This is a genomic window from Streptococcus sp. HSISS2 (genome assembly GCF_000448665.1).
Taxonomy (GTDB): Bacteria; Bacillota; Bacilli; order Lactobacillales; family Streptococcaceae; genus Streptococcus; species Streptococcus raffinosi.
This window is the reverse complement of the sequence record NZ_CM002133.1, coordinates 1,242,107-1,267,765: the sequence shown is the minus strand read 5'-3', so window position 1 is coordinate 1,267,765 and position 25,659 is coordinate 1,242,107. Positions and strand designations below refer to the sequence as shown.

Below are 25,659 nucleotides of genomic sequence, written 5' to 3'. Positions count from 1 at the left end.
AAAATGGGGGCGTTTCTCTTGTTTAGGAGAAACTGTAAAGAGTGCTTTCTTTATTACATAGGGTAGTAGGAGAAAAGTACTAAAATTCACAATTAAGAGGGAATAAACACATGAGTAATTACGCAATTATCCTTGCTGCGGGTAAAGGAACTCGCATGAAATCAGATCTTCCAAAAGTATTGCACAAGGTTTCAGGTATCACCATGCTTGAGCATGTTTTTCGTGCAGTTTCAGCTATCGAACCAGCTAAAAACGTTACTGTTATTGGTCATAAGGCTGAGCTTGTTCGTGAGGTTTTGGATGGTCAATCTGCCTTTACAATGCAAACAGAGCAGTTGGGGACTGGTCATGCTGTTATGATGGCTGAGGCAGAGTTGGCTGGTCTTGAAGGTCAAACCCTTGTCATTGCTGGGGATACGCCTTTGATTACAGGTGAAAGCCTCAAAAATCTTATTGACTTCCACGTTAATCACAAAAATGTTGCCACTATCCTGACAGCGACAGCGGACAATCCATTTGGCTATGGTCGTATCATCCGTAATGAAAATGGCGAAGTGACTAAGATTGTAGAGCAAAAAGATGCCAACAAGTTCGAACAACAAGTCAAAGAAATCAACACAGGGACTTATGTTTTTGACAATAAACGTCTCTTTGAAGCGTTAAAAAATATCAACACTAACAATGCGCAAGGAGAATATTATTTGACAGACGTCATTTCTATTTTCCGAGAAAATGGTGAAAAAGTAGGTGCCTTCACTCTTCGTGACTTTGAAGAAAGTCTTGGGGTTAACGACCGTGTTGCCCTGGCAACAGCGGAAGATGTCATGCGTCGTCGTATCAACAAGGCTCACATGGTCAATGGTGTAACCTTCCAAAATCCAAATGCCACATACATTGATGTGGATGTGGAAATTGCACCGGACGTTGTGGTTGAAGCAAATGTGACACTTAAAGGTCAAACAAAAATTGGTGCAGAGTCAGTGCTTACCAATGGTACCTACATTGTTGACACTACAATCGGTGCCCACACAGTTATCACCCACTCTATGATTGAGCATTCAGTGGTTGAAGATGGTGTTACTATTGGACCATTTGCTCATGTTCGCCCTGACTCTACGCTTAAGAAAGACGTTCACATTGGGAACTTTGTTGAGGTTAAAGGCTCAACTATCGGTGAAAATACCAAGGCTGGTCACTTGACTTATATTGGCAATGCGGAAGTTGGATCTAATGTTAACTTTGGTGCAGGTACTATAACAGTCAATTACGATGGTCAACATAAGTTCAAGACACAAATTGCCGATAACGTCTTTATCGGAAGTAATTCAACCTTGATTGCTCCGCTTGAAATCGGAGATAGTGCCCTTACAGCGGCCGGTTCGACCATCACTGAAAATGTGCCAGCGGACTGTGTAGCCATTGGTCGTGGTCGTCAAGTCAATAAAGAGGGTTATGCGGTGAAGAAACCTCATCACCCAAGTCAACGATAAGGCTTTATGAAGGTCACCTAATGGCGACTTTTTAGGCATCACATCAATTAAGTGGTAAGAAAAAAGGAGGAAAGCCATGAAATACGAAGAAAAAACATTAACACGCGATTCAAAATTTAAAGGAAATATTTTTGAGGTAGCTGTAGACAAGGTCCTTTTACCAGATGGTAAGACGTCTCGTCGTGAGCTCATTTTTCATAGAGGAGCTGTGGCCGTTTTAGCGGTTACTCCAGAAGGTAAACTTGTTATTGTTAAGCAATATCGCAAGGCTATTGAAGATGTATCGTATGAAATCCCTGCGGGTAAATTGGAAGTTGGTGAGGCTGGTGATGAAAAGGATGCGGCAGCACGTGAACTTGAAGAGGAAACTCAATATCAGGGTGATTTAGAGTTGATTTATGAATTTTACACTGCCATTGGTTTTTGTAATGAGAAAATTAAACTCTATGTGGCGACTAATCTCAAACCTGTTGAGAATCCTCGTCCACTTGATGATGATGAATTCCTTGAAATTTTTGAGTTGACCTATGATGAGTGTATGGAGTTAGTGAAATCAGGTGAGATTAAAGATGCTAAAACGATTCTTGCACTCCAGTACTATGCACTCCACTTTGGGGGAAAATAAGTTATGGGGAGACCGCTGTTAACTGACGATATCATTGAGCAGGCCAAGCGTGGGGAAATTGATTTAACTGACCACCCTTCTTATCAGGGCTACGATGAAGACTTTTATGATGAGGCCTTTGATGCTGATTATGAGCCTTCTACCTACAAGAGTCGTCGGATTGAAAATGCGAAACGCAACCTGTTTCAGCACAAACTCAATCGTATTCTCTTTTGGGTAGTCGTCCTCTTGATTATCCTCTTCATCGCTGTCTTTTATTTCTAATAATAGTCTAGGCTAGTTAGGCCTAATTCTCTTATGACAAGTGATTCACGCAAGATTACAAGCTAAAAAGGAACTATATGAAAATTGGAATTATCGCTGCCATGGAGCAGGAATTGGTGCTTCTAGTGGAGCAATTGGAAAATAAGGTTGAGGAAACCATTCTTGGAAATACCTACTACACAGGACGTTTGGGCAAACACGATGTGGTTTTGGTTCAATCAGGTGTTGGTAAGGTCATGTCAGCCATGTCTGTGGCTGTTTTGGCGGACCACTTTGAAGTTGAGGCCCTCATTAATACTGGCTCTGCAGGGGCAGTAGCGCCTGGTCTAAAGATTGGTGATGTGGTCGTGGCTTCAAAGTTGGCTTATCACGATGTTGATTTGACAGCCTTTGGCTATGATTACGGCCAAATGTCTATGCAGCCACTATATTTCGAGAGTGATGCAAGCTTCGTGACGACCTTTGAGAAGGTTTTGGCTCAAGCGTCAATTGACAGTAAGATTGGTCTTATCGCTACCGGTGATAGCTTTATTGCTGGTCAGGACAAGATTGATGCCATTAAGGGGCATTTTCCAGAGGTTTTGGCTGTTGAAATGGAAGGGGCGGCTATTGCTCAGGCAGCTCACAGTGTCAAGAAACCTTTTATCGTTGTGCGTGCCATGAGTGATACAGCAGCTCACGATGCCAACCTTACCTTTGACGAATTTATTATTCAGGCAGGGAAACAATCGGCTGCCATCTTGATAGACTTTTTGGAAGAACTTGACTAAATTGTTATCACACAATCCCTAAAAGCTACAGAAATTTAACCTGAGTTTTAGGTAAATTAGAAACTATTTGACAATTATTAATTATTTTCTTCTCATAATTGAATATTTTTGAAAATATTTTATAATATCACGAAAACACTAGCAATTGAGTTTAAAAGCTTTATTGTTAGTGTTTTTTGTGTGTTTTAGAAAAATTTTAGTAAAATTTAGTGCTTTTTTCTTACAAAAACAGGAAAAAGTGTTGCACAATTTACAAAAATGTTAATTAATTGTGACTTACATCTTGCAAAAAATTAGAATAGGAGTATAATGCTGGTTGGGAAAGATAAAAATGTTTTGTAAATGGAGGATATTATGAATAGGTTATTTAGTGATTCGAAGCAACGCTTTTCCATCCGTAAATTTTCAGTCGGTATTGCATCCGTTTTGATTTCAACTGCAATTTTTGGTATTGGTACAGCACAAGCCGATCAGGTGACAGAGGTTTCTAGTCAACCCGCTACAGATGTGGTGAATGTCTCAGCAAATCAGTCATCGTCAGAGGTTACAGTGCCATCAGTACCAACTACAGCAGTAAGTACTGAAAACACAGGTACATCAGTTGATGTTCCAAAGAATGTTAAAGCAGACAGTCCAGCAGCTTCATCTGTCAGTTCAGAACAGATTGAAGCTCCACATGGAAATGTGAGTAGCGAAGCATCAAATAGCTCTACAGCTTCAAATGCCACTGGTGTAACTAGTGAGCGTTCAGCTAGTGATTCAGCAAGTGTTGCTGATCACAAGTCAGCTGAACATGAAGCACCTGTAGAGGCTAAGAAATTGACGAATAGTAGTACTCCTACTAGTACTTCTGATACTCAAATAACCAAAACGGGAACTGAAATTCATGTTCAAAACCCTAATGTTGAGCTTCAATTTCCAGACGGAAATAGTATTTACTCAAGAAGTAAGGTTGTTTATCATGATATTTTATTCCCTAACGATATAGCTATTAATTCAGGTGACAAAGTTGTCTTCACTCTTCCAAGTGAATTGCAATTTAAGACAAGCTATAGTGTAAATGTTTACAACCCTAATAACGAAGTTGTTGGTATTGCTCAGGTAGATCCTAAGAATAACAGCGTTGTAACCACATTTAATCATTATTTCGAAGATCACCCTATTGGGAAATATATGAATTTAGAGTTAGATACACTCTATTCAGAAGCTCTCAAAGATGGCGAAAAATTGCACCTCAATTTCAATGGTCATGTCGTTAATGTGACAGTTGGTTCTGCAAATCCTATCCCTGGTGACGAAGTCATTGCTAAATGGGGTAGTCAGGACAAGAATGATCCAACCCTAATTAACTGGGGAATGCGTCTCAATTATGCAAGACGTGTGTTGAATAATCTTCAATTGATCGATACTTGGTCTGATAATCAAAGATTTGTTGATAATTCTTTAGAGTTGCGTTACATTGATTCTGCTGAGCCATGGGTTGATAAGGGTTCAGCTATGGAATTGATTAAGAGTTTCTCTCACGACGATACTAAATTTGAGTTAAATCTTGGTCGTTTGGACCGTATGGTTTATGTTTGGTATCAGACACGATTGACCAACCCAGCATCAGATTCTAATAATCCTACGAATAAAGTTGACCTTCATGCAGATGTTGAGTCAAAAACATATACTTCTGAAGTACGTTTGGTTGGGGGCCTTGGAAATGTCGGCGGTGAACAAGAAGTACGTTTCAATCTTGAATTAGCCAAAGAGTTGGCAGGTAGAGCCTTGAAAGATAAGGAATTCACCTTCAAATTGGTTGATATGACAGATAATAAGATGGTTGATCTTGGTGAAACAACCAATGATGCCACTGGTAAAATTGTCTTCTCAAATCTTGTTCTTAACCAACCTGGTACCTACCACTATCGTGTGACAGAAGTTCCTGGTAATGATAGTGACGTCGTTTATGATAAGCTTCAAGCTGATGTGACTGTCCAAGTGGCTAGAGAAACCACAGATGGCCGAGAAAAATTAGTGGCCAAAGTGGTTTATCCAGGTGACGTTATCTTCAACAATAAATTGGTCACACCAGCCAAAGCTAAGATTCAATTTAGCAAGGAATTGAGCAAGTCAGGTGTAAATCAAGCTTTGACTGCTAATGAATTCCAATTTGTCCTCAAGGATGAAAAAGGTAATGTTGTCCAAACTGTAGGTAATACAGCAGACGGTCATGTTAACTTTAGCGAATTGACTTTCGACAAGGTTGGTACTTACAACTATACCGTTGAAGAAGTTGCAGGTAAGGATGGCGCTATCGTCTATGATACGATGAAAGCTGCTGTTTCTATCACTGTGACACGTGATGGGGATGCTCTTGTTTCAACAGTTGTTAATCCAAAAGATACTATCTTTAACAACAAGTTTGCGACTCCAGCTCAAGCCTCTATCCAGTTCAGTAAGGAATTGAGCAAAGCAGGTGTTAACCAAGCCTTGACTGCTAATGAATTCCAATTTGTCCTCAAGGATGAAAAAGGTAATGTTGTTCAAACTGTAGGTAATACAGCAGATGGTCGTGTTGCCTTTAGTAACCTTAGCTTTGAAAAACCAGGTACCTACACTTATACTGTTGAAGAAGTCAAAGGTAATAACGAAGACATCATCTATGATGGTATGAAAGCAACGGTATCAATTACCGTGACACGTGACGGAGAAGCCCTAGTATCAACCGTTACAAATCCAAAAGACACTATCTTCAATAACTATGTCAAAGAATTGAAACCAGCTAAAGCTAAATTCGTATTGACTAAAGTTCTTGCAGGTCGTCAACTTCAAGATGGTGAGTTTAGCTTCGTCCTCAAAGATGAAAAAGGTAATGTTGTCCAAACTGTGACTAACGATGCTAAAGGTAACATCAACTTTGACAGTATTAACTATGATAAACCAGGTGTTTATTACTACACTGTCGAAGAAGTCAAAGGTTACGAATCTAATGTGGTTTATGACAGCATGGTAGCTAAACTTAAAGTGACGGTTACTAAGAGTGTTGGTGATAAGGAAAACTTGCTCGTAGCAGCAGTTGTCCTTCCTTTGGATACAGAATTTAACAATAGTTACATTCCACCAAAATCTCCAAAACCACAAACACCACCAACTCCAACAAGACCACCACATGTTCCACAAAAACCATCAGTGGTTTCTACAACTTCATCAGTGAACCCACAACCAGCTAAGCCAGTTCAATCTTCTGTGAAATCAGGACCTCAACTTCCAGAAACTGGTCAAGCCAGTGATAAAGCCTTGCTTGCTCTTGGAGTGGCAGCAGAAGTAGCTGCAGTCATGGGTATAGCCTATAACCGTCGTCGTAAAGACATTTAAGGTGATAACTAAAAAACAGCTTGAAACTTTTGTTTCAAGTTGTTTTTGCTTTTTCAAGTTCGCAATTGTTATATTAGGACACGAACTCAATATAGGGAGTCTTAAGGAGTAAAATAAACTGTTTTTTGAAGATGTCAGGTGGCGTTGGAAATTCTTGAGAAATCCACAGTTGGATGATGTTAAGGATATTGAGGAGAAATAATTCTTGTAAGAAAGGCTTTGGTATTTGAAGGTCTAACTCTGTTGGACTTATATTTTCTTTGAGCCATTTTCCATAAGTGATTTGCAAGAAGCTTCGCCAACTTGGATCAGCTGCGGTCGTGTAAAGACATCTTAGCCAGGTTCTTTTAGAGTAAAGTAAGGGAATAATATTATCGCAAAAGAGTGTGATTGGATCTTTAGTGGTTAGATCCTGTTCGATATGAGAATGGATATCGGCATCAATCATTTCATGAATATACTGAATTAATTCATCATAATTGTTAAAATGATTTTGATAAATAGACTGCCTAGATATGCCTGCCTCCTTAGCTATTTGGGTTAAGGTAAAGTGAGTGCTAGAAGGGTGTTTAGAAGCGAGCGAGAAGAAGGCATTGATAATATTTTCTCTTGTTCCTTTAGGCATAAGAATCTCCTTAGTCTTTTATAATTTTATTATATTGAAATGCTTTTCAAAATCAATAGTCGTGCTAGCAAAAGAGGAATAAAAAGCTGACACCGTGTAAATTTGTGAGGTCTATCTATCCGATAAAGCGAGAATCTTCATTGAGAAAGAGTAGGCCTAGTTGTAACGATTACAGATTTTGAGCTTACCTTTTTTGGGGATAGGTCATTGACAGGACGTCATGTTTTTACTATTGATTTCACCTTTCTTGAGGCTTAATATAATTATAATACAAAGGAAAGAAGGTAATGCTGATGTTGGTTTGGCGAGTTGTGACGGTGGTGGAATTGCTTGTGTTTGCCCTTTTGGTAGCCTTTATCTTGCTTAGACCAGCAGATGCAACAGGTGTTGATAATAGCCTGACTATGCAGCTAATCAGTCTTGGTTTGATTGCCTTCTTATATTTGCCATTTCTCATAGGTCAAGTTATCTGGTACATTATCCTAAAAACAAGAAAGTCGTCTACCTCTCTCTGATGGTCAAGAGAGAGCTCCTACTATATATTAAGAAAGTAAATGACTATCACTACGATATTATAAATTAAAGAGGCAGAAATTGATTTTCTGTCTCTTTATATCTTTTATTGTCATGAGTTTAGTGTTTTTTCCTTGATTTTGAGAGCTTTTTAAGACTTGAGGAGCCATATTCCAGATGAAATTTCGTCCAAATTAGGCTATAATTGTTAATATGAAAGTTCTACTTTATCTTGAAGGAAAATCGGTTCTTGAAAAATCAGGAATTGGTCGGGCTCTCCACCATCAGATGCATGCCTTGGACTTGGCGGGGATTCCCTATACAACAGACATCTTGGGTGATTACGATGTTGTTCATATCAATACTTACGGACCACGCAGTTTGATGTTGTTGCATGCTGCCAAACGTCGTGGCAAGAAGGTCATCATGCATGGTCATTCGACACGTGAGGACTTTGAAAATTCATTCATCGGCTCCAACTTGATGGCCCCTCTTTTTGGGAAATACTTGGCCCACATGTATCAAAAGGCTGACTACGTGATTACGCCATCTGAGTATTCCAAAAGTTGATTCAGTCTTACGGGGTAACTACGCCGATTATTGCTGTTTCAAATGGTATTGATTTGAAAAAATACGGTAAGGACCCACACAAGGAAAAAGTCTTCCGTGACTATTTTGGCATTAAGGAAGGACAGCCAGTTGTGATTTGTGCTGGCCTTTATTTTCAACGTAAGGGGATCGAAGACTTTGTCAAGGTTGCTGAGAAAATGCCGCATGTTCGATTCATCTGGTTAGGCAGTATCAGTAAGTGGTTGATTCCTAAGAAAATTCGAGACATTGTCAATGGTAAGCATCCTGATAATGTCAGCTTCCCAGGTTATTTTAAGGGAGCGGTTTTTCAGGGGGCTATGAGTGGCGCCAGTGCTTTCTTTTTCCCATCTTACGAGGAAACAGAAGGAATTGTGGTACTTGAAGCCTTTGCTAGTTATCAGCATGTGGTCTTGCGTGACATTCCAGTTTATGAGGCCTGGGTTGACGACACGGCTGCCACATTTGGACATAATGTGGATGAATTTGTAGTGGCCTTGCAAGATATTATTGATGGTAAAGTGGACAAACGTGAAGCAGGGTACAAGGTTGCGGAAAGTCGCTCGATTGATGATGTGGCTCAGAAACTTGTAGAAGCCTACAAAGAAGTATTGGAGATTTAAATGCGTATCGGATTGTTTACAGATACCTATTTTCCACAGGTATCCGGTGTTGCGACGAGCATTCGCACATTGAAGACGCAGTTGGAAAAAATGGGGCATACGGTCTTTATCTTTACAACAACTGATAAGGATGTTGATCGCTATGAGGATTGGCAGATTGTCCGTATTCCTAGTGTGCCTTTCTTTGCCTTTAAGGACCGACGTGTGGCTTATCGTGGCTTTTCTAAGGCACTGGAGATTGCCAAGCAATATAAGCTAGATATTATTCATACGCAGACTGAATTTTCTTTGGGTCTTCTTGGAATTGCGATTGCGCGTGAACTCAAGATTCCTGTCGTGCATACCTATCATACGCAATACGAGGACTACGTTCGCTACATTGCCAAGGGAATGGTGATTCGACCAAGCATGGTTAAGTACATTGTTCGTGGCTTTATGAGTGATTTGGATGGGGTCATTTGTCCAAGTGAAATTGTTTATGACCTTCTCCTTAAGTATAAGATAGCAGCTGAGAAACGTGTTATTCCAACTGGTATTGAACTTGAAAAATTCCAACGCCCAGAAATCACCGAAGAGGATAAGGCGGACTTGAGAGCCAAACTTGGTATTGCTTCTGATGAGATTATGTTGCTGAGTCTTTCCCGTATTTCTTATGAGAAAAATATTCAGGCAATACTAGCAGCATTACCATCTGTCTTAAAGGAGGAAGAAAAGGTTCGTCTGGTTGTTGCCGGTGCTGGGCCTTATCTGGAAGACCTTAAGTCGCAGACTGCTAAACTTGGTATTGAGGACAAGGTGATTTTCACTGGTATGATTGCACCTAGTGAGACGGCACTTTATTATAAGGCTGCTGACTTCTTTATTTCAGCATCAACCAGTGAGACTCAGGGCTTGACCTATCTGGAAGCCTTGGCAAGTGGTACCCCAGTTATTGCGCATGGTAATCTTTATTTGGATAATGTGATTACAGACCAAATGTTTGGAACACTTTATTATCATGATAATGACTTGGCGGGTGCTATTTTGGAAGCAGCCATTGCAACACCTCAAAAAGATGAGAATAAGTGGTCTAAAAAGCTCTATGAGATTTCTGCAGAAAACTTTGGAAAACGTGTTTATGAGTACTATTTAGATTTGACCATTTCTAAGGATTTCCACAATGATTTGAATGGTGAAGATAGTACTATGAAACGCTTGACTCGCATGGTGACCTATCTACCTACGAAGGCTATCACCCTGCCTGTTAACGGATCTGTTCGCATCCTCAAAGGGTCTGCCAAGCAGGTCAAGAAAATCCGCAATATTACAAGACTTTTGGATTAAGTAAGTGCTTAGCTTTTCATCGTTTTACAAAATTCTGAGAATTGCTTCATAAAAGAGATAATTAGCTTGAAAAATTACAGTTTCATGCTATAATAACGCATAGAGACATATCAGTCATGGGAAATCTTTTAGAGAGCGTGTGGTGCTGGAAATCACGCAGAGGACATGATTGGGACTACTCGATTAACTTTTTATGCAAACATAAAACGGTGGCCACGTTAGAGCCAATCAGAGGTGTAGGACAAACTCGTTTTTTGTCGTACACGAACTAAGGTGGAACCACGTTGCGACGTCCTTTTTAGGATGTCGCTTTTTATATTGTTTGGTATGCTTTACAATTTTTAGAATGTCTAGTTTAGATAGAAAAGCTTTACTTTGTGACTATATATTTTCTCTTTGATTACTAAAAGGATTGTTTAGAACGAGGTGACACTATCTTTTTAGGTGAGGGAGAATTTTATGGGGTTCAAATATGAAGCTATCAAGGCCTACTTGATTGACCACGGTTTGGATGCTAGTCTTGCTGAGACCATGCACGCTATCTATGCTACTAGGAGAATCGGTAAGTCAACCTTTGCTAATTTCCTAATTGTTTTTACAGAAACAGAGGTTTTGATTATTTCTATAACTCTTTTAGGAAAATTAGGAGATATTATCGCCAAATTTCCTGAAGAGACGATTAAGTCTTATCAGTTTAAGAAACGCTTGTTTATTGGTTATAAACTTCGCCTATTTCTAACTGATGGTAAGGAGATAGACTTCAATGTCAACAAGATATTGATTGGAGCAGGTTGGCATAATACGGAATTGCAAAGCATCCTAGAAACAAACTACTACAACAAAAATAATTAATAGAAAGGACGAAGGGGCTCATCCTATAGAGCCCTGACATCTAAATTATGATTCACATTACTTTTCCAGATGGCGCTGTTCGTGAATTCGAATCTGGCGTTACAACTTTTGAAATTGCACAATCTATCAGCAATTCTTTGGCTAAAAAAGCTCTTGCTGGTAAATTCAACGGCAAATTGATTGACACAACTCGTGCCATCACTGAAGACGGGAGTATCGAAATCGTGACACCTGATCATGAAGATGCCCTTCCAATCTTGCGTCACTCAGCGGCTCACTTGTTTGCCCAAGCAGCTCGTCGTCTCTTCCCAGATATCCATTTGGGTGTTGGCCCAGCCATCGAAGATGGTTTCTACTACGATACGGATAATCAAGCGGGGCAAATCTCTAACGAAGACCTTCCTCGTATTGAAGAAGAAATGAAGAAAATCGTGAAAGAAAACTTCCCTTCTATTCGTGAAGAAGTGACTAAGGATGAAGCGCGTGAAATCTTCAAAAACGATCCTTACAAGTTGGAATTGATTGAAGAACACTCAGAAGACGAAGGTGGTTTGACTATCTACCGTCAAGGTGAATACGTTGACCTTTGCCGTGGCCCTCACGTGCCATCAACTGGTCGTATCCAAATCTTCCACCTCTTGAATGTTGCGGGTGCTTACTGGCGTGGAAATAGTGACAATGCCATGATGCAACGTATCTATGGTACAGCTTGGTTCGACAAAAAAGATCTTAAAACATATCTTAAACGTCTCGAAGAAGCTAAAGAACGTGACCACCGTAAACTTGGTAAAGAGCTTGATTTGTTCATGATTTCTCAAGAAGTCGGTCAGGGGCTTCCATTCTGGTTGCCAAATGGTGCGACTATCCGTCGTGAGTTGGAACGTTATATCGTTGATAAAGAAGTAGCAGCAGGCTACCAACACGTTTATACGCCACCAATTGCATCAGTTGAACTTTATAAAACTTCAGGTCACTGGGATCATTACCGTGAAGACATGTTCCCTCCAATGGATATGGGAGATGGGGAAGAATTTGTCCTTCGTCCAATGAACTGCCCACACCACATCGAAGTCTACAAACACCATGTTCACTCTTACCGTGAATTGCCAATCCGTATCGCTGAAATCGGTATGATGCACCGTTATGAAAAATCAGGTGCCCTTACAGGTCTTCAACGTGTTCGTGAAATGTCACTTAACGATGGACATACTTTCGTTGCTCCAGAACAAATCGAAGATGAATTCAAGAAAATCCTTCAATTGATTATTGATGTTTATGAAGACTTTAACTTAACGGATTACCGTTTCCGTTTGTCTTATCGTGACCCTGCAGATAAGCACAAATACTTTGACAATGATGAAATGTGGGAAAATGCGCAACGCATGTTGAAAGCGGCTGTTGATGATATGGGTGTTGAGTACTATGAAGCCGAAGGAGAAGCAGCCTTCTATGGACCAAAATTGGATATCCAAGTTAAAACTGCTCTTGGAAAAGAAGAAACTCTTTCTACTATTCAGTTGGACTTCTTGCTTCCAGAACGTTTTGACCTTCACTACATCGGAGCTGATGGTGAAGAACACCGTCCAGTCATGATTCACCGTGGGGTTATCTCAACTATGGAACGCTTCACAGCTATTCTGATTGAAAACTACAAGGGTGCTTTCCCAACATGGCTTGCCCCTCACCAAGTAACCCTTATTCCAGTATCTAACGAAAAACACGTGGACTACGCATGGGAAGTGGCTAAGGAACTTCGTGATCGTGGTGTCCGTGCCGAAGTAGATGAACGTAATGAAAAAATGCAGTTCAAGATTCGTGCTTCTCAAACGCAAAAAATTCCTTACCAATTGATTGTTGGTGACAAGGAAATGGAAGATGGAACTGTTAACGTTCGTCGTTATGGTCAAAAACAAACACACACTGAGACTGTTTCAGAATTTGTAGAGAATATCCTTGCTGATATCGCTCGCAAATCACGCCCAGATGCCGAATAAATAAAGGGTCGGTTAGCTAAGCTAACTGACTTTTTAGTAGGATAAACCATGCCTGTTTTTATGAAAAGACTTTTATTTCTGCTGGGGGCATTCCTAGTCTTATTACTAACTAGCTTTACCTATCATAGATTAGCCTTGCAAAGAGAAAAGGCCTCTCTAACACCTAAAGGTCAACTGGTAGCTGTCAATGGACACAAAATGAGCGTCTTGGTAAAAGGAAACGGTCCGCAAACCCTAGTTTTTCTCTCTGGTGCTGGAACGGCTTCACCGATCTTAGATTTTAAAGATGTGTATGATGGGCTTTCAGACAAGTATAGAATAGTCCTTGTTGAAAGAGCTGGTTATGGTTACAGTGAGGACACGTCTCAGTCAAGGGATGTTGCTGTAGTCCTTTCTGAAACACGTCAAGCACTTGCCAAAGCTCATGTGTCAGGTCCCTATATCGTGATCTCTCATTCAATGGCCTCATTAGAAACGCTCCTCTGGCAGGAAAACTACCCGAGTGAAGTAAAAGCTGTTGTTGGTCTTGATTGGGCCTTTCCAGAAAGTTATTCCCATTTGAAGAGGCATCCTCAGATGTTGCGTCTGGCCCGTTGGGGAAGTCAATTAGGTCTGCTAAGATTACTGCCGAGACAATTATATATGCCCAATGAGAATCTAAGTGATAGTGACCGCCGTCTCTATCAAAAAATAGCTTACAGACAACTCTTGTCGCAAGCTATGTTAAATGAGAGCCTGTGTGTTAAAGAAAATGCTAAAAAGGTGAACTCCACTAGCATCAAGTCACAAATGCCCGTGCTACTCATGGTCTCTAATGGAAAAGGGACAGGATTCAGTCAGGAGCAGTGGCGACACTATGCGACCAGTTTTGCGAAGAATCAGGAAAATATCGAACTAGCGTTTTATGATGCTCCTCATTATTTCTACCACTATCAGACCAAAGAAGTGATTAGAAGCATAGAGGATTTCATACAAGAGACAACTGATTAAATGATTGAGGAGAGATGTGATGCTCATTGGTTCAAAAGCCTTTAATTGCTTATGGAAGGAATGGCAGGAAGAACACCAACCATTGCAAGTACTTCAGTTATTGCTGGCTTATATAGAGATGCCAGAAGACCTATCTGGGGAACTTAAAGAAACCCAAGACTTATTATCTTATTTTGATCCTGACTTGGCACCTCATGATTCCTTTTGGAAGGATATTGTTAGGTTAGTAGATTTGGCTTTTCCTGGCGATAGCTTGTCTCAGGAAGGCCTTGTAGAGCGCCAAATTCATCAGCTACGTTACCTGATTTCGAGTCAACAGGCCCAGTATGTGCGGAGGCATTATAAAAAGTCAGGGATGACAGACAAAGAGGCTTTGGCTGCCTATCTCAGATGGAAGCCATTTACCATGTTTGATCAGGGGCGTTTGCACCAGAAGATTGCTGTCCGTGATGGGAAGGTGCTTTATCCTGATGGGATTCCAAGTATCAATCTCAAGATTCTCCTTTATAATCGCATAGAGTTTATTTTGGATAGTCAGGGAAATTTTCTCAATGAGGTCGATGCTGAGAAGGTGACGGAGAGTGGTGTGGTTAATGGCGCTAGTTTCAACTATGGCAATTATAAGCGCCATTGGCAACTGGATGTGGAACCAGTTCAACCACATGATCCCGACTATCGTAATCAGATGACAAAGGGTTTTCGATCTCCTAACAAATTGAGAAAGAAGTGGGGACGGAAAGCGCCCGAACAGTTTGATAAATCTTTCTACAATCCAGAAGGTATCTATGCCCAATCTCATAGGTCTTTAGCAAATGATGTCAAACGCCAAGCCAGAGCTTTTCTCGCTATGGTTTATGGCTTCAAACCGTTCCATACAAAGTAATCAAAGGAGTTTAATATGTCTAAACAACCCCAAAATAATAAGGGAACGGCGGTCCTAGGATCGCTAGTCTTTATGGCCTTATACGCCTTAGGTATTTGGCACAATGCTGTCCGAGGAAATATTCCCTTCCTCATTCTTTGGAGTGTCTTACTCCTTGTTAATATCAGCTATCTGATTTTCCGCTTGAAAAAATAAAAATAAGACAGACCTGAATACACAATAATTCAGGTCTGTCTTATTTTTTATATTCAATTATAGCTTACCACTTGCTTTCTTCTGGGATAATAATCCAGCAAATGATGTAGAAAAGAAAACCAGTTCCGAATAAGAAAATCGCTGCGGCCCAGATGAGGCGAATAATGACAGGGTCAATTTCAAGATAATTGGCGATACCAGAACAAACACCGGCGATGATCTTGTTGTTTGGATCTCGTCTGAGTTCTTTTTTCATATGATTTACCTCCGTATGGCCTTATTATATCATAACTATTTGAAACCTAGTATTAGTTTTAAGGAAGCATGAAATAGACGATTCCCATGTATTGAAGGGCTGAAGCCAACATGATAAAGAGGTGCCAAATCATGTGGAAGTATGGCTTTTCTTAGCATAGAAGGCGGCACCGATAGTGTATGACAATCCTCCAGCAAGCATGAGTCCCCAAAAAGCAGGTCCTGTCTTAGTGATGATAGCAGGGATAATGAAGATTACCAACCAACCCATCATCAAATAGAGGAAGAGAGAGAACTTTTCATTGATTTTTTGGCAAAGATTTTGTAGAGAATACCAAAAATCGTTGTTCCCCATTGGAGGATGATGATGCTGTAACCTAGCCAACCGCCAACTAGCGAGAGGGCAACAGGCGTATAGCTCCCAGCAATGGCAATGTAAATCATGCTGTGGTCAATGATACGTAGGACCATTTTGTGGGGTGAGTTGTAATCCATGGCATGGTAGATGGCTGAGCTCAAAAACATGAGGAAGAGGCTGATGACGAAAACAGACATTCCTACAGCAGCAGTCATGCCATAACCGTTGTTGGCATGGACGGCAGTGATTGGCAATAGGACCAGCATGGCTATAGCTCCGACAGCATGAGTCACGCTATTAGCCACTTCCTCACCAAAGCTAAGTTTTTTACTGAGTTTGAGGTTGGGAGAAGTATTAAAAGTAGCAGTATTAGACATTGTTTCCTCCTTCAAGGTCGTTCAAAAGTTGATGGGTAGCTCGGTAGCACTGTAGGGTCTGACAGGCCGATAAGATGACTTGCGGTGCATCCTGGGGAATTTGACCATTCATGCAGGCGACAAAATCATTGTAGTAGGCCTTCTGGCTTTCAGCATCTGTTCGTAGAATTTCCAAGGTTTTCGCAATCTCAGAAATCTCAAAAACGGTCTTTAGACTCGTAATCACAATAAGTCTGGCTACTTGAGCAGCATTGTATTTTTTCTTGATAGGTTTTGCGACATGGCCATGCTTGACATAATTATTGACCATAGAGGCGGTTAGCCCCTTGTCGTTTGGTCCCAAAGTGCTCTGGGTGACCTGATTGACATAGAGCAAAACCTGATCCAAATAGAGTTCAATCTCTGGTAATTCCTCCCAGAGAGGGTAGTGTTGTGTTGTCAAATTATAAAAACCTCTTTATCTAGTTTTCATAACTAGATTATAACATTATAGAAATTCAAGTCAAGTCAGAACTCGTGAGACATAAAAAAGATGTTGAGATAATATTTCCAACATCTTTTTTATTTATTCGATAAGATTATGTGATTTTTTGGACTATTCTTCTATCACTTTGATGAGTTTCTAAGTTTCTCTAGAATTGCTTGAGCAGTTTCCTGATTCATATGTTTGGCCTTGAGAAGCTCAGTTAAAACTTGAGGCATTTCTTCGGGACTAGCTCCGGCTAACAGGGCCAGAGATTTAGCTTGGAGTTTCATATGTCCTGCTTGGATTCCTGTTGAGGTCAATGCTTTCAGGGCAGCCAGATTTTGGGCCAGTCCAAGAGAGACGATGATACTGGCAAGGGTTCTGGCATCTGGGTGGTTCAACAAGTCATGGGCAATAGATACACTCGGATTAAGTCCAATAGAACCACCACGGGTTGCAATAGGCATGGGTAGGGTTAATTCTCCCACCAGTTCCTTAGCCTCCTGATCATAGGTCCATGTAGATAGGCCACGGTAGCTACCATCCTTGCTAGCATAGGCATGGCTTCCTGCCTCAACTGCTCGCCAATCATTTCCAGTTGCGATAACTAGAGCATCGATACCATTGAAAATTCCCTTATTATGGGTAGCTGCTCGGTAAGGGTCTACCTCAGCCAGTTGGCTGGCAAGTTCCATCTTCTTGGCTAGGTCATGGGCTTCTTCCTTGTTTCGACTGAGGAAGCGTGTGCTAAGACGGCAAGTCGCTGTCACAAGGCTTTCGGTAGCTAGATTTGAGAGAATGGCCATGAGGCTTTGACCTTGGGAGAGATTTTCCAATTCTGGTACCAGCGCTTCCATCATGGTGTTGACCATATTGGCTCCCATGGCTTCTTGGGTATCAACGGCTAGATAGACAATGAGGAAGTCTCCCTTGATATCAGTCCAGAGCTTGCGTGGCCCTCCCCCACGTTTAACGATAGAAGGGTGGGCTTCTTTAGCAATCTCTATAAGCTCTTGACTAGCTGCATGAATTTTACTTGAAGCAGTGGCTTTATCGGGGACATCAAAGAGGGCGACTTGCCCAATCATCTGACGGTCATGAATCGTTGTTGTGAAACCGCCAGAGCGCTTAATGAGCTTATTGGCATAAGAAGCAGCAGCTACAACAGAAGGCTCCTCAGTAACCATGGGAACCTGATAGGTCACGCCATCGACCAACACATCTGGGCAAATGGCAAAGGGAAGTGTAAAGCGACCAATGACATTTTCAGCCATTTGATTGGCGGTTTCAAGAGAAAGTTGGTGATCATTATCCAGAAGATTTTGATTTTCCTGAGACAAAAGAGCATTATTTTTCAAATGCTCTTTGCGTTCTTGCGGTGTCTTCTTGGAAAAACCTGTCCAAGAGAGTTTAGTCATATTAATTTCCTTTATAGATACGTTGGTGTTCAGAGATTTCAGTAAGTCGGAAAGGGCCAGTTTGATATTCAGCGAATTGGGTTGATCCGATGTCATCTAACTGAGCTTCTTCATAGAAAAGTTTTTCATAGTCGGCAACACTTAACTTTTGACGTTTAGCAAAGGTATCCAGACGATTGGAATGAAGCATGTCCTTGTAGCCTTCAACCAGATATCCTGAGAAAATTTCAGAGACAGCTCCAGAACCATAAGAGAAGAAGCCAATCTTGTCTCCAGATTTAAGGTCTTGCGACTGTTCAAGCAAGGAAAGAAGTCCAAGATAAAGTGACCCTGTATAGATATTCCCGATTTGACGACTATAGGTAATAGAAGCTTCGAAGTTACTTGTGAGACGCTCTTTATTCTCTGGGTTCAAATCTTTTGGAATGATTTTATTAAGTCCTTTAAGCGCCAATTTGGGATAAGGAAGGTGAAGGCAAAATGCTGCGAAATCAGCAAAATCGGCTTGATGACGTTCTTGATAAGCTACCCAAGTTGTCTTTAAACTATCAAGGTACTGCTTGGTTGAATAAATGCCTTGAACAAAAGGCGTTGAACTATAGTTTGGACGCCAGAAGTCCATGACATCGCGGGTTTGTGCCACATTGTCATCAGCAAGCTCCAAGATACGAGGATCCTGACTGACTAGCATAGCTACGGCACCAGCTCCCTGAGTAGACTCCCCAGAGGAACCTACACCATAACGGGCGATATCACTAGCGATAACCAGAGCCTTGCTATCTGGATGGGCTGCTACATGTAATTTAGCGTAGTTCAGTCCAGCAGTTGCAGCATAGCAGGCTTCCTTCATTTCAAAAGAACGGGCAAAAGGTTGAATATTGAGAAGACTGTGGACATAAACTGCAGCAGCCTTTGATTGGTCAATGGAAGACTCGGTCGCCACAATGACCATATCAATGGCTTTCTTGTCTTCGTCACTTAAAATGTCAGTGGCTGCATCAGAAGCAAGTGTCACGATATCTTCTGTAATCGGTGTAATGCTAGTTGCATCAAGCATCAACCCCTTGCTGAATTTTTCCGGCTCTGCCCCACGGGCAAGAGCTAGATCCGCCATGTTTAGAACATATTGACTGGTCGCAAAACCAATCTTGTCAATTCCAATAGACATATGATGTTTCCTTTTTTCTTCATTGTAGAGCATCCAGAGGATACTAATCTATAGTGATTTTACCATAAAAGAGCGCTTTCGCCTTGAAAAAACTTTGATAGTTAGTAATATCTTATTTTTTGATAAGGGCTAGAGGATTTTACAAGATTTTCCTTGGGGGAACATGACCCTTTTGTTTCTCATTTGAAGCAGAATAAGGTAAAATTGAAATGATACTCTATTATTTTTTTAGCTATGTTAGAAAAGTAAAATTGTTGTTAGAGATTGAAATCATTGCGAACATTAAGTGAGACTTTCCGCTGTGAGAGCAGTGTCTGTAAATAAAGTGTTTTGTTTACAGACACTCGGAATTTTTGAGACCATAGGCTCAAAAATTAGTCTTGAAACTTCGAAGAAGTTTGTAGACTTCCGTAAACACTTAAGGAAAGTCTCAAAAAATACTTTGTTTTTAAATAGAATAAAGAGGATAATCATGACAAAAGCAGATACTATTTTTAAAGAAAATATCACTAAAATCATGGAAGAAGGTGTTTGGTCGGAGCAAGCACGTCCCAAATACAAGGATGGTACTACGGCCAATTCCAAATACATCACAGGTTCTTTTGCAGAATATGATTTAAGTAAGGGAGAGTTTCCAATTACGACTCTTCGTCCTATCGCTATCAAATCTGCCATCAAAGAAGTGTTCTGGATTTATCAAGACCAGACAAACAGCTTAGATGTCCTTGAAGATAAGTATAATGTCCACTATTGGAATGATTGGGAAGTTGAAGACGTGCCTGCTAATAATGGGGACAAGCGTTCAATTGGTCAGCGTTATGGGGCGGTTGTTAAGAAACACGACATCATTAATCGTTTACTAGCCCAGTTAGAGGCCAATCCTTGGAATCGCCGTAATGTCATTTCTCTTTGGGATTATGAAGCCTTCGAGGAGACAGCGGGGCTTCAGCCTTGTGCCTTTCAGACCATGTTTGACGTTCGTCGTGTGGGTGAGGACATTTATTTGGATGCGACCTTGACGCAACGTTCTAACGATATGTTGGTGGCCCATCATATTAATGCCATGCAGTATGTGGCCCTTCAGATGATGATTGCCAAGCATTTTGGCTGGAAAATTGGTAAGTTCTTTTATTTTGTCAATAACCTCCATGTTTATGACAATCAATTTGAGCAAGCCGAGGAACTTCTCAAGCGTCAACCGTCTGACTGCCAACCACGCTTGATCCTTAATGTTCCTGATGGAACTAATTTTTTCGATATCAAACCAGAAGATTTTGAATTGGTGGACTATGATCCTGTTAAACCCCAACTCAAATTTGACTTAGCAATTTAATAAATGCTTATGATTTAAGCCCATAAAGAGCTGGCAAAGTTTTTCCAAGCTCTTTTTCTCTTTTTTTGTTAGAATGGATTGTAAACGTAAAAAGAAAAGGAAATACTGTGTCTAAACAACTCATCGCTATTTGGGCGGAAGCTCATAACCATGTTATTGGGAAGAATCACACCATGCCTTGGCACTTACCTGCTGAACTGGCACATTTCAAAAAACAACCATGGGTTCAGCTATTCTTATGGGGCGTGTGACCTTTGATGGTATGAATCGCCGTTGTCTACCAGGACGTGAAACCTTGATTTTGACACGAGACAAGGACTTTAGCTGTGAGGGTGTGAGAGTGGTGACTAGTGTTGAGGAAGCTCTAGCTTGGTTTGAACAGCAAGATAAGGACCTCTATATTGCTGGCGGTGCTGGTGTCTACAAGGCTTTTGATGGTCACTATGATGCACTCGTTAAGACAACTATCGAGGCTGATTTAGAGGGAGACACGTATTTTCCACAACTAGATATGACGGCATTTAAAGAGGTATCACGACATCTAGTGGTTAAGGATGATAAAAATGCCTATGATTTTAGCGTAAGTCGCTATGAAAAAGAAGGAGACTAGGTTCATGCAACGTAGTGTTTTTGGATTATTTACTGCATTATTGGGAGTACTATGTGTATTGTCCGCCATCCCTGCCTTTCGTAAGAAACGTTATGGTTTAGCAGTTTTTCTCTTATTAAATGCTTTTACTAACCTTGTCAATACTATTCACGCCTTCTATGGCACCCTATTTTAGAAAAGAGTGAGGAATAAATGGCTGGAAATCGTAATGAAGAAATGGTTTATTGTTCGTTTTGCGGCAAAAACCAAGAAGAAGTAAAGAAAATTATCGCCGGCAATGGCGTTTTCATCTGTAATGAATGTGTGGCCTTGTCACAAGAAATTATTCGTGAAGAAATGGCAGAGGAAGTTTTGGCTGACTTGGCTGAAACACCAAAGCCAAAAGAACTTTTAGATATTTTGAACAACTATGTCGTAGGGCAAGATCGTGCTAAACGTGCCTTGGCAGTAGCTGTTTACAACCACTATAAACGTATCAATTTCACCGAAAGTCGTGAAGACAACGAAGTGGAACTGCAAAAATCAAATATTCTTATGATTGGACCAACAGGTTCAGGGAAGACTTTCTTAGCTCAGACTTTGGCTCGTAGTTTGAATGTACCTTTTGCAATTGCTGATGCCACTTCATTGACAGAGGCAGGTTATGTGGGTGAGGATGTGGAAAATATCCTCCTCAAACTCATTCAAGCCGCAGATTTCAATATTGAACGTGCGGAACGTGGTATCATCTATGTCGATGAGATTGATAAAATTGCCAAAAAAGGTGAGAATGTTTCCATCACTCGTGACGTTTCAGGTGAAGGGGTTCAACAAGCCCTCTTGAAAATTATTGAAGGAACAGTGGCCAGTGTTCCCCCTCAAGGTGGTCGTAAACACCCTAACCAAGAGATGATTCAAATCGATACGAAGAATATTCTCTTCATCGTGGGTGGTGCTTTTGATGGTATCGAAGATATCGTTAAGCAGCGTCTGGGTGAGAAAATCATTGGTTTTGGTCAAAATAATAAGGCAATTGATGATGATTCATCCTATATGCAAGAAATCGTCGCTGAAGATATCCAAAAATTCGGTCTTATCCCTGAGTTTATCGGACGTTTGCCAGTCCTCGCTGCCCTTGAACAGTTAACAGTTGATGACTTGGTTCGTATCTTGACAGAGCCAAGAAATGCCTTAGTTAAACAGTATCAAACTCTCTTGTCTTATGATGGTGTTGAACTTGAGTTTGATCAGGAGGCACTTGGGGCTATTGCAAGCAAGGCAATCGAACGTAAGACAGGTGCTCGTGGACTTCGCTCTATCATTGAAGAAGTCATGATGGATGTCATGTTTGAAATTCCGAGTCAGGAAGATGTCACAAAGGTTCGCATCACCAAAGAAGCTGTCGATGGCACTGCTTCACCGATTATGGAAACGGTGTAAAGGGGGATGTATGGCTGAAGAACAAGTCTTAAATACCCATAATGCCGAGATTCTTCTCAGTGCAGCAAATAAGAGCCATTACCCACAAGATGACCTGCCTGAAGTTGCCCTTGCAGGACGTTCAAATGTTGGTAAATCAAGCTTTATCAACACACTTCTTGGTCGTAAAAACCTAGCACGTACTTCTGGAAAACCTGGAAAAACACAATTGCTTAATTTCTACAATATTGACGACAAGTTACGCTTTGTGGATGTTCCAGGCTACGGTTATGCCCGTGTTTCCAAAAAAGAACGTGCCAAATGGGGGAAAATGATTGAGGAATACCTCGTGACTCGAGACAATCTTCGTGTGGTGGTCAGCCTGGTTGACCTTCGACATGAACCAACCCAGGACGATATCCAAATGTATGAATTTCTCAAGTATTATGAAATTCCAGTTATTGTCGTAGCGACTAAGGCTGACAAGATTCCTCGTGGAAAATGGAACAAGCACGAATCCGTCATAAAGAAAAACTTAATTTCGATAAAAATGACCATTTCATCGTCTTTTCATCTGTCACACGTGACGGTTATGATGAAGCATGGGATACGATTTTGTCAGAATTGTAAGAAGAGCTCGGAGAATTCCGAGTTTTTTTGTGATAGTTTGTGTCTATCTCTTTGATAGTTTCCACCTATTATCCAAGGAGATGATATTGTGATAAGCTTGTTTTATTACATTTTTGGAGGAATTTATGGAAAACCATAATTATGAAAATGAAGGTCAGTTCCAACGGAAGATGACTTCACGCCACCTCTTTATGCTATCGTTGGGTGGTGTCATTGGTACTGGTCTCTTCTTGAGCTCAGGCTATACGATTGCACAAGCGGGTCCCCTCGGTGCTATCCTATCTTATCTTGTGGGAGCTATCGTTGTTTACTTGGTCATGCTTTCATTGGGGGAGTTAGCAGTAGCTATGCCAGTGACGGGGTCCTTCCACACCTATGCTACTAAGTTTATTAGTCCGGGAACCGGCTTTACAGTAGCCTGGCTTTATTGGATTTGTTGGACGGTTGCCTTGGGAACAGAATTTTTGGGTGCTGCTATGTTGATGCAACGTTGGTTTCCATCAGTTCCGGCTTGGATTTTTGCAGCCTTCTTTGCCTTAGTGATTTTTGGTATTAATGCTTTGAGCGTGAGGTCTTTTGCGGAAGCGGAATCCTTCTTCTCGTCAATAAAAGTCATTGCTATCTTGGTCTTCATCATTCTCGGTCTTGGAGCAATGTTTGGTTTGGTGAGTTTTGATGGTCACCATGAGGCTATTATGTTTAAGCATTTGACGGCTAATGGTCTCTTTCCAAATGGTGGTCTTGCCATTGTGTCAGTCATGTTGGCGGTTAATTATGCCTTTTCGGGAACAGAGTTAATCGGTATTGCAGCTGGTGAGACAGATAATCCTAAAGAGGCTGTTCCACGTGCTATTAAAACGACCATTGGACGCTTGGTTATCTTCTTTGTTTTGACCATTGTGGTCTTGGCTTCGCTTCTTCCCATGAAAGAAGCAGGGGTATCCTCAGCCCCTTTCGTTGATGTTTTTGACAAGATGGGGATTCCATTTGCGGCAGACATCATGAACTTTGTTATCCTGACAGCTATTCTTTCTGCTGGGAATTCGGGACTCTACGCTTCAAGCCGTATGCTTTGGTCTTTGGCCAATGAGGGAATGCTCAATAAAAAGCTAGTGAAAATTAATAAGCATGGTGTTCCAATGACAGCTCTTTTGATTTCCATGGCCGGAGCAGTTTTATCACTCTTTTCAAGTATCTATGCTGCAGATACGGTTTATCTAGCTTTGGTATCAATCGCTGGTTTTGCAGTTGTAGTTGTTTGGCTTTCTATTCCTATGGCACAGCTTAATTTCCGTAAACAGTGGAAGCTAGAACATTCTGAAGACGAACTGGACTATAAAACACCGTTTAATCCTGTCCTTCCTTATATCACAATCGTTCTATTGGCTATTTCTGTGCTTGGGATTGCTTGGGATAGTTCACAACGTGCGGGGCTCTACTTTGGTATTCCCTTCATGATTTTCTGTTACCTTTATCACTACCTTCGCTTTAAAAAATGGTAAGGAGGTCTTTTATGGCTATATTTAAAGATTATTTGGAAAATAAATCCCCCCTCATTCTTCATGGTGCACTAGGAACAGAGATGGAGAGCTTGGGTTATGATATTTCAGGCAAGCTCTGGTCAGCCAAGTACCTTCTTGAAAAGCCAGAAGTTATTCAAGAAATTCACGAAACCTATATAGCTGCTGGGGCTGACTTGATTACCACATCATCTTATCAAGCGACCTTACCGGGCTTGATGGAGGCAGGGCTTACTGAAAGAGAAGCGGAGCAGGTTATTGCCCTAACGGTCCAGTTGGCAAAGGCTGCACGAGATAAGATATGGGCAACCTTGGATGAGACTGAGAAAGCCAAACGCCCCTATCCTTTGATTTCTGGAGATGTTGGTCCTTACGCAGCCTATTTGGCCAATGGTTCTGAGTATACTGGAGATTATGGTCAGGTTACCGTTGAAACACTTAAGGATTTTCATCGCCCTCGAATTCATGTTCTCCTAGATCAGGGTGTCGATTTGTTGGCTTTGGAAACCATTCCTAATCATCTGGAAGCACAAGCCTTGGTTGAGCTTTTGGCTGAAGAATTTCCTGAGGTAGAAGCTTATATCAGTTTTACCATTCAAGTTCCAGATGCCATCAGCGATGGGACTTCTCTAGATGAAATTGCCAAGCTTATTTCTCATTCTGATCAAATCTTGGCAGTGGGAATCAATTGCAGTTCGCCGATTCTTTATGAACAAGCTCTACCTGTTCTCAAGAAGGCAGACAAGGCCCTTATTACTTACCCTAATTCGGGTGAAGTTTATGATGGTGACAGTCAAACTTGGAAACCTAAAGACAAGGATGCCCTCACCCTGCTCGAACATAGTAAAGATTGGCATGCTCATTTTGGGGTTCAGATTTTAGGGGGTGCTGTCGTACACGTCCAAATGACATCAAGGCCTTATATCAAGAATTTAGAACCTAGTCAAATTTCTAATTATTTGTTATAATATGTGATTGTAAGGCCAAACGGCCTACATACTATCTGTAAAATAAATCCAGCGTTAAGCTGG

Annotated in this window: 21 protein-coding genes and 5 pseudogenes; 20 read left to right on the top strand and 6 right to left on the bottom strand. The window is 41.0% G+C overall.

From position 1 onward, the window contains the following. Nucleotides 1–110: 110 nt before the first annotated feature. The 5 genes from glmU to HSISS2_RS05640 all read left to right on the top strand — a co-directional run bounded on the left by glmU (nt 111) and on the right by HSISS2_RS05640 (nt 6,509). Nucleotides 111–1,490, top strand: a complete 1,380-nt coding sequence (glmU, locus tag HSISS2_RS05660) for a bifunctional UDP-N-acetylglucosamine diphosphorylase/glucosamine-1-phosphate N-acetyltransferase GlmU (protein ID WP_021145814.1) — start codon at nt 111–113, stop codon at nt 1,488–1,490. 76 nt (nt 1,491–1,566) lie between these two features. Further along, nucleotides 1,567–2,115, top strand: coding sequence for an NUDIX hydrolase (locus HSISS2_RS05655; RefSeq protein ID WP_021145813.1), 549 nt, complete (start codon nt 1,567–1,569; stop codon nt 2,113–2,115). Nucleotides 2,116–2,118: 3 nt separating this feature from the next. Next, the gene (gene macP / locus HSISS2_RS05650; protein WP_021145812.1) at nt 2,119–2,379 is read left to right on the top strand and encodes a cell wall synthase accessory phosphoprotein MacP; all 261 of its coding nucleotides are present in this window, start codon (nt 2,119–2,121) and stop codon (nt 2,377–2,379) included. Between the two features lie 77 nt (nt 2,380–2,456). Beyond that, the gene (locus HSISS2_RS05645) at nt 2,457–3,149 is read left to right on the top strand and encodes a 5'-methylthioadenosine/adenosylhomocysteine nucleosidase (RefSeq protein WP_021145811.1); all 693 of its coding nucleotides are present in this window, start codon (nt 2,457–2,459) and stop codon (nt 3,147–3,149) included. Nucleotides 3,150–3,503: 354 nt separating this feature from the next. After that, nucleotides 3,504–6,509: an FctA domain-containing protein gene (locus tag HSISS2_RS05640; protein ID WP_021145810.1), complete on the top strand. Its 3,006-nt coding sequence runs from the start codon at nt 3,504–3,506 to the stop codon at nt 6,507–6,509. A 73-nt stretch (nt 6,510–6,582) separates the two neighbouring features. Here HSISS2_RS05640 and HSISS2_RS05635 read toward each other — a convergent pair whose 3' ends face one another. After that, nucleotides 6,583–7,134 carry a TetR/AcrR family transcriptional regulator gene (locus HSISS2_RS05635; protein WP_021145809.1) on the bottom strand — a complete coding sequence of 184 codons (552 nt, stop codon included), beginning with the start codon at nt 7,132–7,134 and terminating at the stop codon, nt 6,583–6,585. Nucleotides 7,135–7,421: 287 nt separating this feature from the next. On the opposite strand from HSISS2_RS05635, the gene HSISS2_RS05630 reads away from it, so the two are divergent. The 8 genes and pseudogenes from HSISS2_RS05630 (at nt 7,422) to HSISS2_RS05595 (ending at nt 15,095) form a co-directional block, all read left to right on the top strand. Then, nucleotides 7,422–7,649: a DUF3923 family protein gene (locus tag HSISS2_RS05630; protein ID WP_008534053.1), complete on the top strand. Its 228-nt coding sequence runs from the start codon at nt 7,422–7,424 to the stop codon at nt 7,647–7,649. Between the two features lie 211 nt (nt 7,650–7,860). After that, a pseudogene (locus HSISS2_RS05625) lies at nt 7,861–8,858 on the top strand (glycosyltransferase). Then, nucleotides 8,859–10,181, top strand: a complete 1,323-nt coding sequence (locus HSISS2_RS05620) for a glycosyltransferase family 4 protein (protein ID WP_008534055.1) — start codon at nt 8,859–8,861, stop codon at nt 10,179–10,181. Between the two features lie 459 nt (nt 10,182–10,640). Beyond that, the gene (locus HSISS2_RS05615) at nt 10,641–11,033 is read left to right on the top strand and encodes a hypothetical protein (RefSeq protein WP_021145806.1); all 393 of its coding nucleotides are present in this window, start codon (nt 10,641–10,643) and stop codon (nt 11,031–11,033) included. A 47-nt stretch (nt 11,034–11,080) separates the two neighbouring features. Further along, entirely contained in the window at nt 11,081–13,027 is a 1,947-nt protein-coding gene (thrS, locus tag HSISS2_RS05610; RefSeq protein WP_021145805.1) for a threonine--tRNA ligase, read from the top strand. Nucleotides 13,028–13,075: 48 nt separating this feature from the next. Continuing rightward, the gene (locus HSISS2_RS05605; RefSeq protein ID WP_021145804.1) at nt 13,076–14,017 is read left to right on the top strand and encodes an alpha/beta fold hydrolase; all 942 of its coding nucleotides are present in this window, start codon (nt 13,076–13,078) and stop codon (nt 14,015–14,017) included. 19 nt (nt 14,018–14,036) lie between these two features. Next, entirely contained in the window at nt 14,037–14,900 is an 864-nt protein-coding gene (locus HSISS2_RS05600; RefSeq protein WP_021145803.1) for a DUF3114 domain-containing protein, read from the top strand. A 15-nt stretch (nt 14,901–14,915) separates the two neighbouring features. Further along, a complete protein-coding gene (locus HSISS2_RS05595) occupies nt 14,916–15,095 on the top strand; it encodes a hypothetical protein (protein ID WP_008534060.1) in 180 nt (59 codons plus the stop codon). A gap of 64 nt (nt 15,096–15,159) precedes the next feature. On the opposite strand, the gene HSISS2_RS05590 is transcribed toward HSISS2_RS05595, so the two are convergent. The 5 genes and pseudogenes from HSISS2_RS05590 to HSISS2_RS05570 form a co-directional block, all read right to left on the bottom strand. Beyond that, nucleotides 15,160–15,351 carry a PspC domain-containing protein gene (locus HSISS2_RS05590; RefSeq protein ID WP_008534062.1) on the bottom strand — a complete coding sequence of 64 codons (192 nt, stop codon included), beginning with the start codon at nt 15,349–15,351 and terminating at the stop codon, nt 15,160–15,162. 58 nt (nt 15,352–15,409) lie between these two features. Next, nucleotides 15,410–16,085: pseudogene (locus tag HSISS2_RS05585) on the bottom strand (hemolysin III family protein). Continuing rightward, nucleotides 16,078–16,527 carry a DUF1836 domain-containing protein gene (locus HSISS2_RS05580; RefSeq protein WP_008534065.1) on the bottom strand — a complete coding sequence of 150 codons (450 nt, stop codon included), beginning with the start codon at nt 16,525–16,527 and terminating at the stop codon, nt 16,078–16,080. Before HSISS2_RS05580 ends, HSISS2_RS05585 begins: the two are co-directional and overlap by 8 nt. A 164-nt stretch (nt 16,528–16,691) precedes the next feature. After that, nucleotides 16,692–17,969: a hydroxymethylglutaryl-CoA reductase, degradative gene (locus HSISS2_RS05575; RefSeq protein WP_021145800.1), complete on the bottom strand. Its 1,278-nt coding sequence runs from the start codon at nt 17,967–17,969 to the stop codon at nt 16,692–16,694. A gap of 1 nt (nt 17,970) precedes the next feature. Then, complete coding sequence (locus HSISS2_RS05570; protein WP_021145799.1) at nt 17,971–19,137, bottom strand: hydroxymethylglutaryl-CoA synthase; 1,167 nt, start codon at nt 19,135–19,137, stop codon at nt 17,971–17,973. A gap of 472 nt (nt 19,138–19,609) precedes the next feature. Between HSISS2_RS05570 and HSISS2_RS05565 the strand changes: the two genes are divergently transcribed. From HSISS2_RS05565 to mmuM, 7 genes and pseudogenes are all read left to right on the top strand, one after another. Next, complete coding sequence (locus HSISS2_RS05565) at nt 19,610–20,470, top strand: thymidylate synthase (RefSeq protein ID WP_021145798.1); 861 nt, start codon at nt 19,610–19,612, stop codon at nt 20,468–20,470. 107 nt (nt 20,471–20,577) lie between these two features. After that, a pseudogene (locus tag HSISS2_RS05560) lies at nt 20,578–21,080 on the top strand (dihydrofolate reductase). Nucleotides 21,081–21,084: 4 nt separating this feature from the next. Continuing rightward, nucleotides 21,085–21,255, top strand: a complete 171-nt coding sequence (locus tag HSISS2_RS05555; RefSeq protein WP_008534072.1) for a hypothetical protein — start codon at nt 21,085–21,087, stop codon at nt 21,253–21,255. 17 nt (nt 21,256–21,272) lie between these two features. After that, nucleotides 21,273–22,499, top strand: a complete 1,227-nt coding sequence (clpX, locus tag HSISS2_RS05550; protein ID WP_008534073.1) for an ATP-dependent Clp protease ATP-binding subunit ClpX — start codon at nt 21,273–21,275, stop codon at nt 22,497–22,499. Nucleotides 22,500–22,509: 10 nt separating this feature from the next. Beyond that, a pseudogene (gene yihA, locus HSISS2_RS05545) lies at nt 22,510–23,108 on the top strand (ribosome biogenesis GTP-binding protein YihA/YsxC). 125 nt (nt 23,109–23,233) lie between these two features. Further along, entirely contained in the window at nt 23,234–24,610 is a 1,377-nt protein-coding gene (locus HSISS2_RS05540; protein ID WP_021145795.1) for an amino acid permease, read from the top strand. Nucleotides 24,611–24,621: 11 nt separating this feature from the next. After that, nucleotides 24,622–25,571: pseudogene (gene mmuM, locus HSISS2_RS05535) on the top strand (homocysteine S-methyltransferase). Nucleotides 25,572–25,659: the final 88 nt, after the last annotated feature.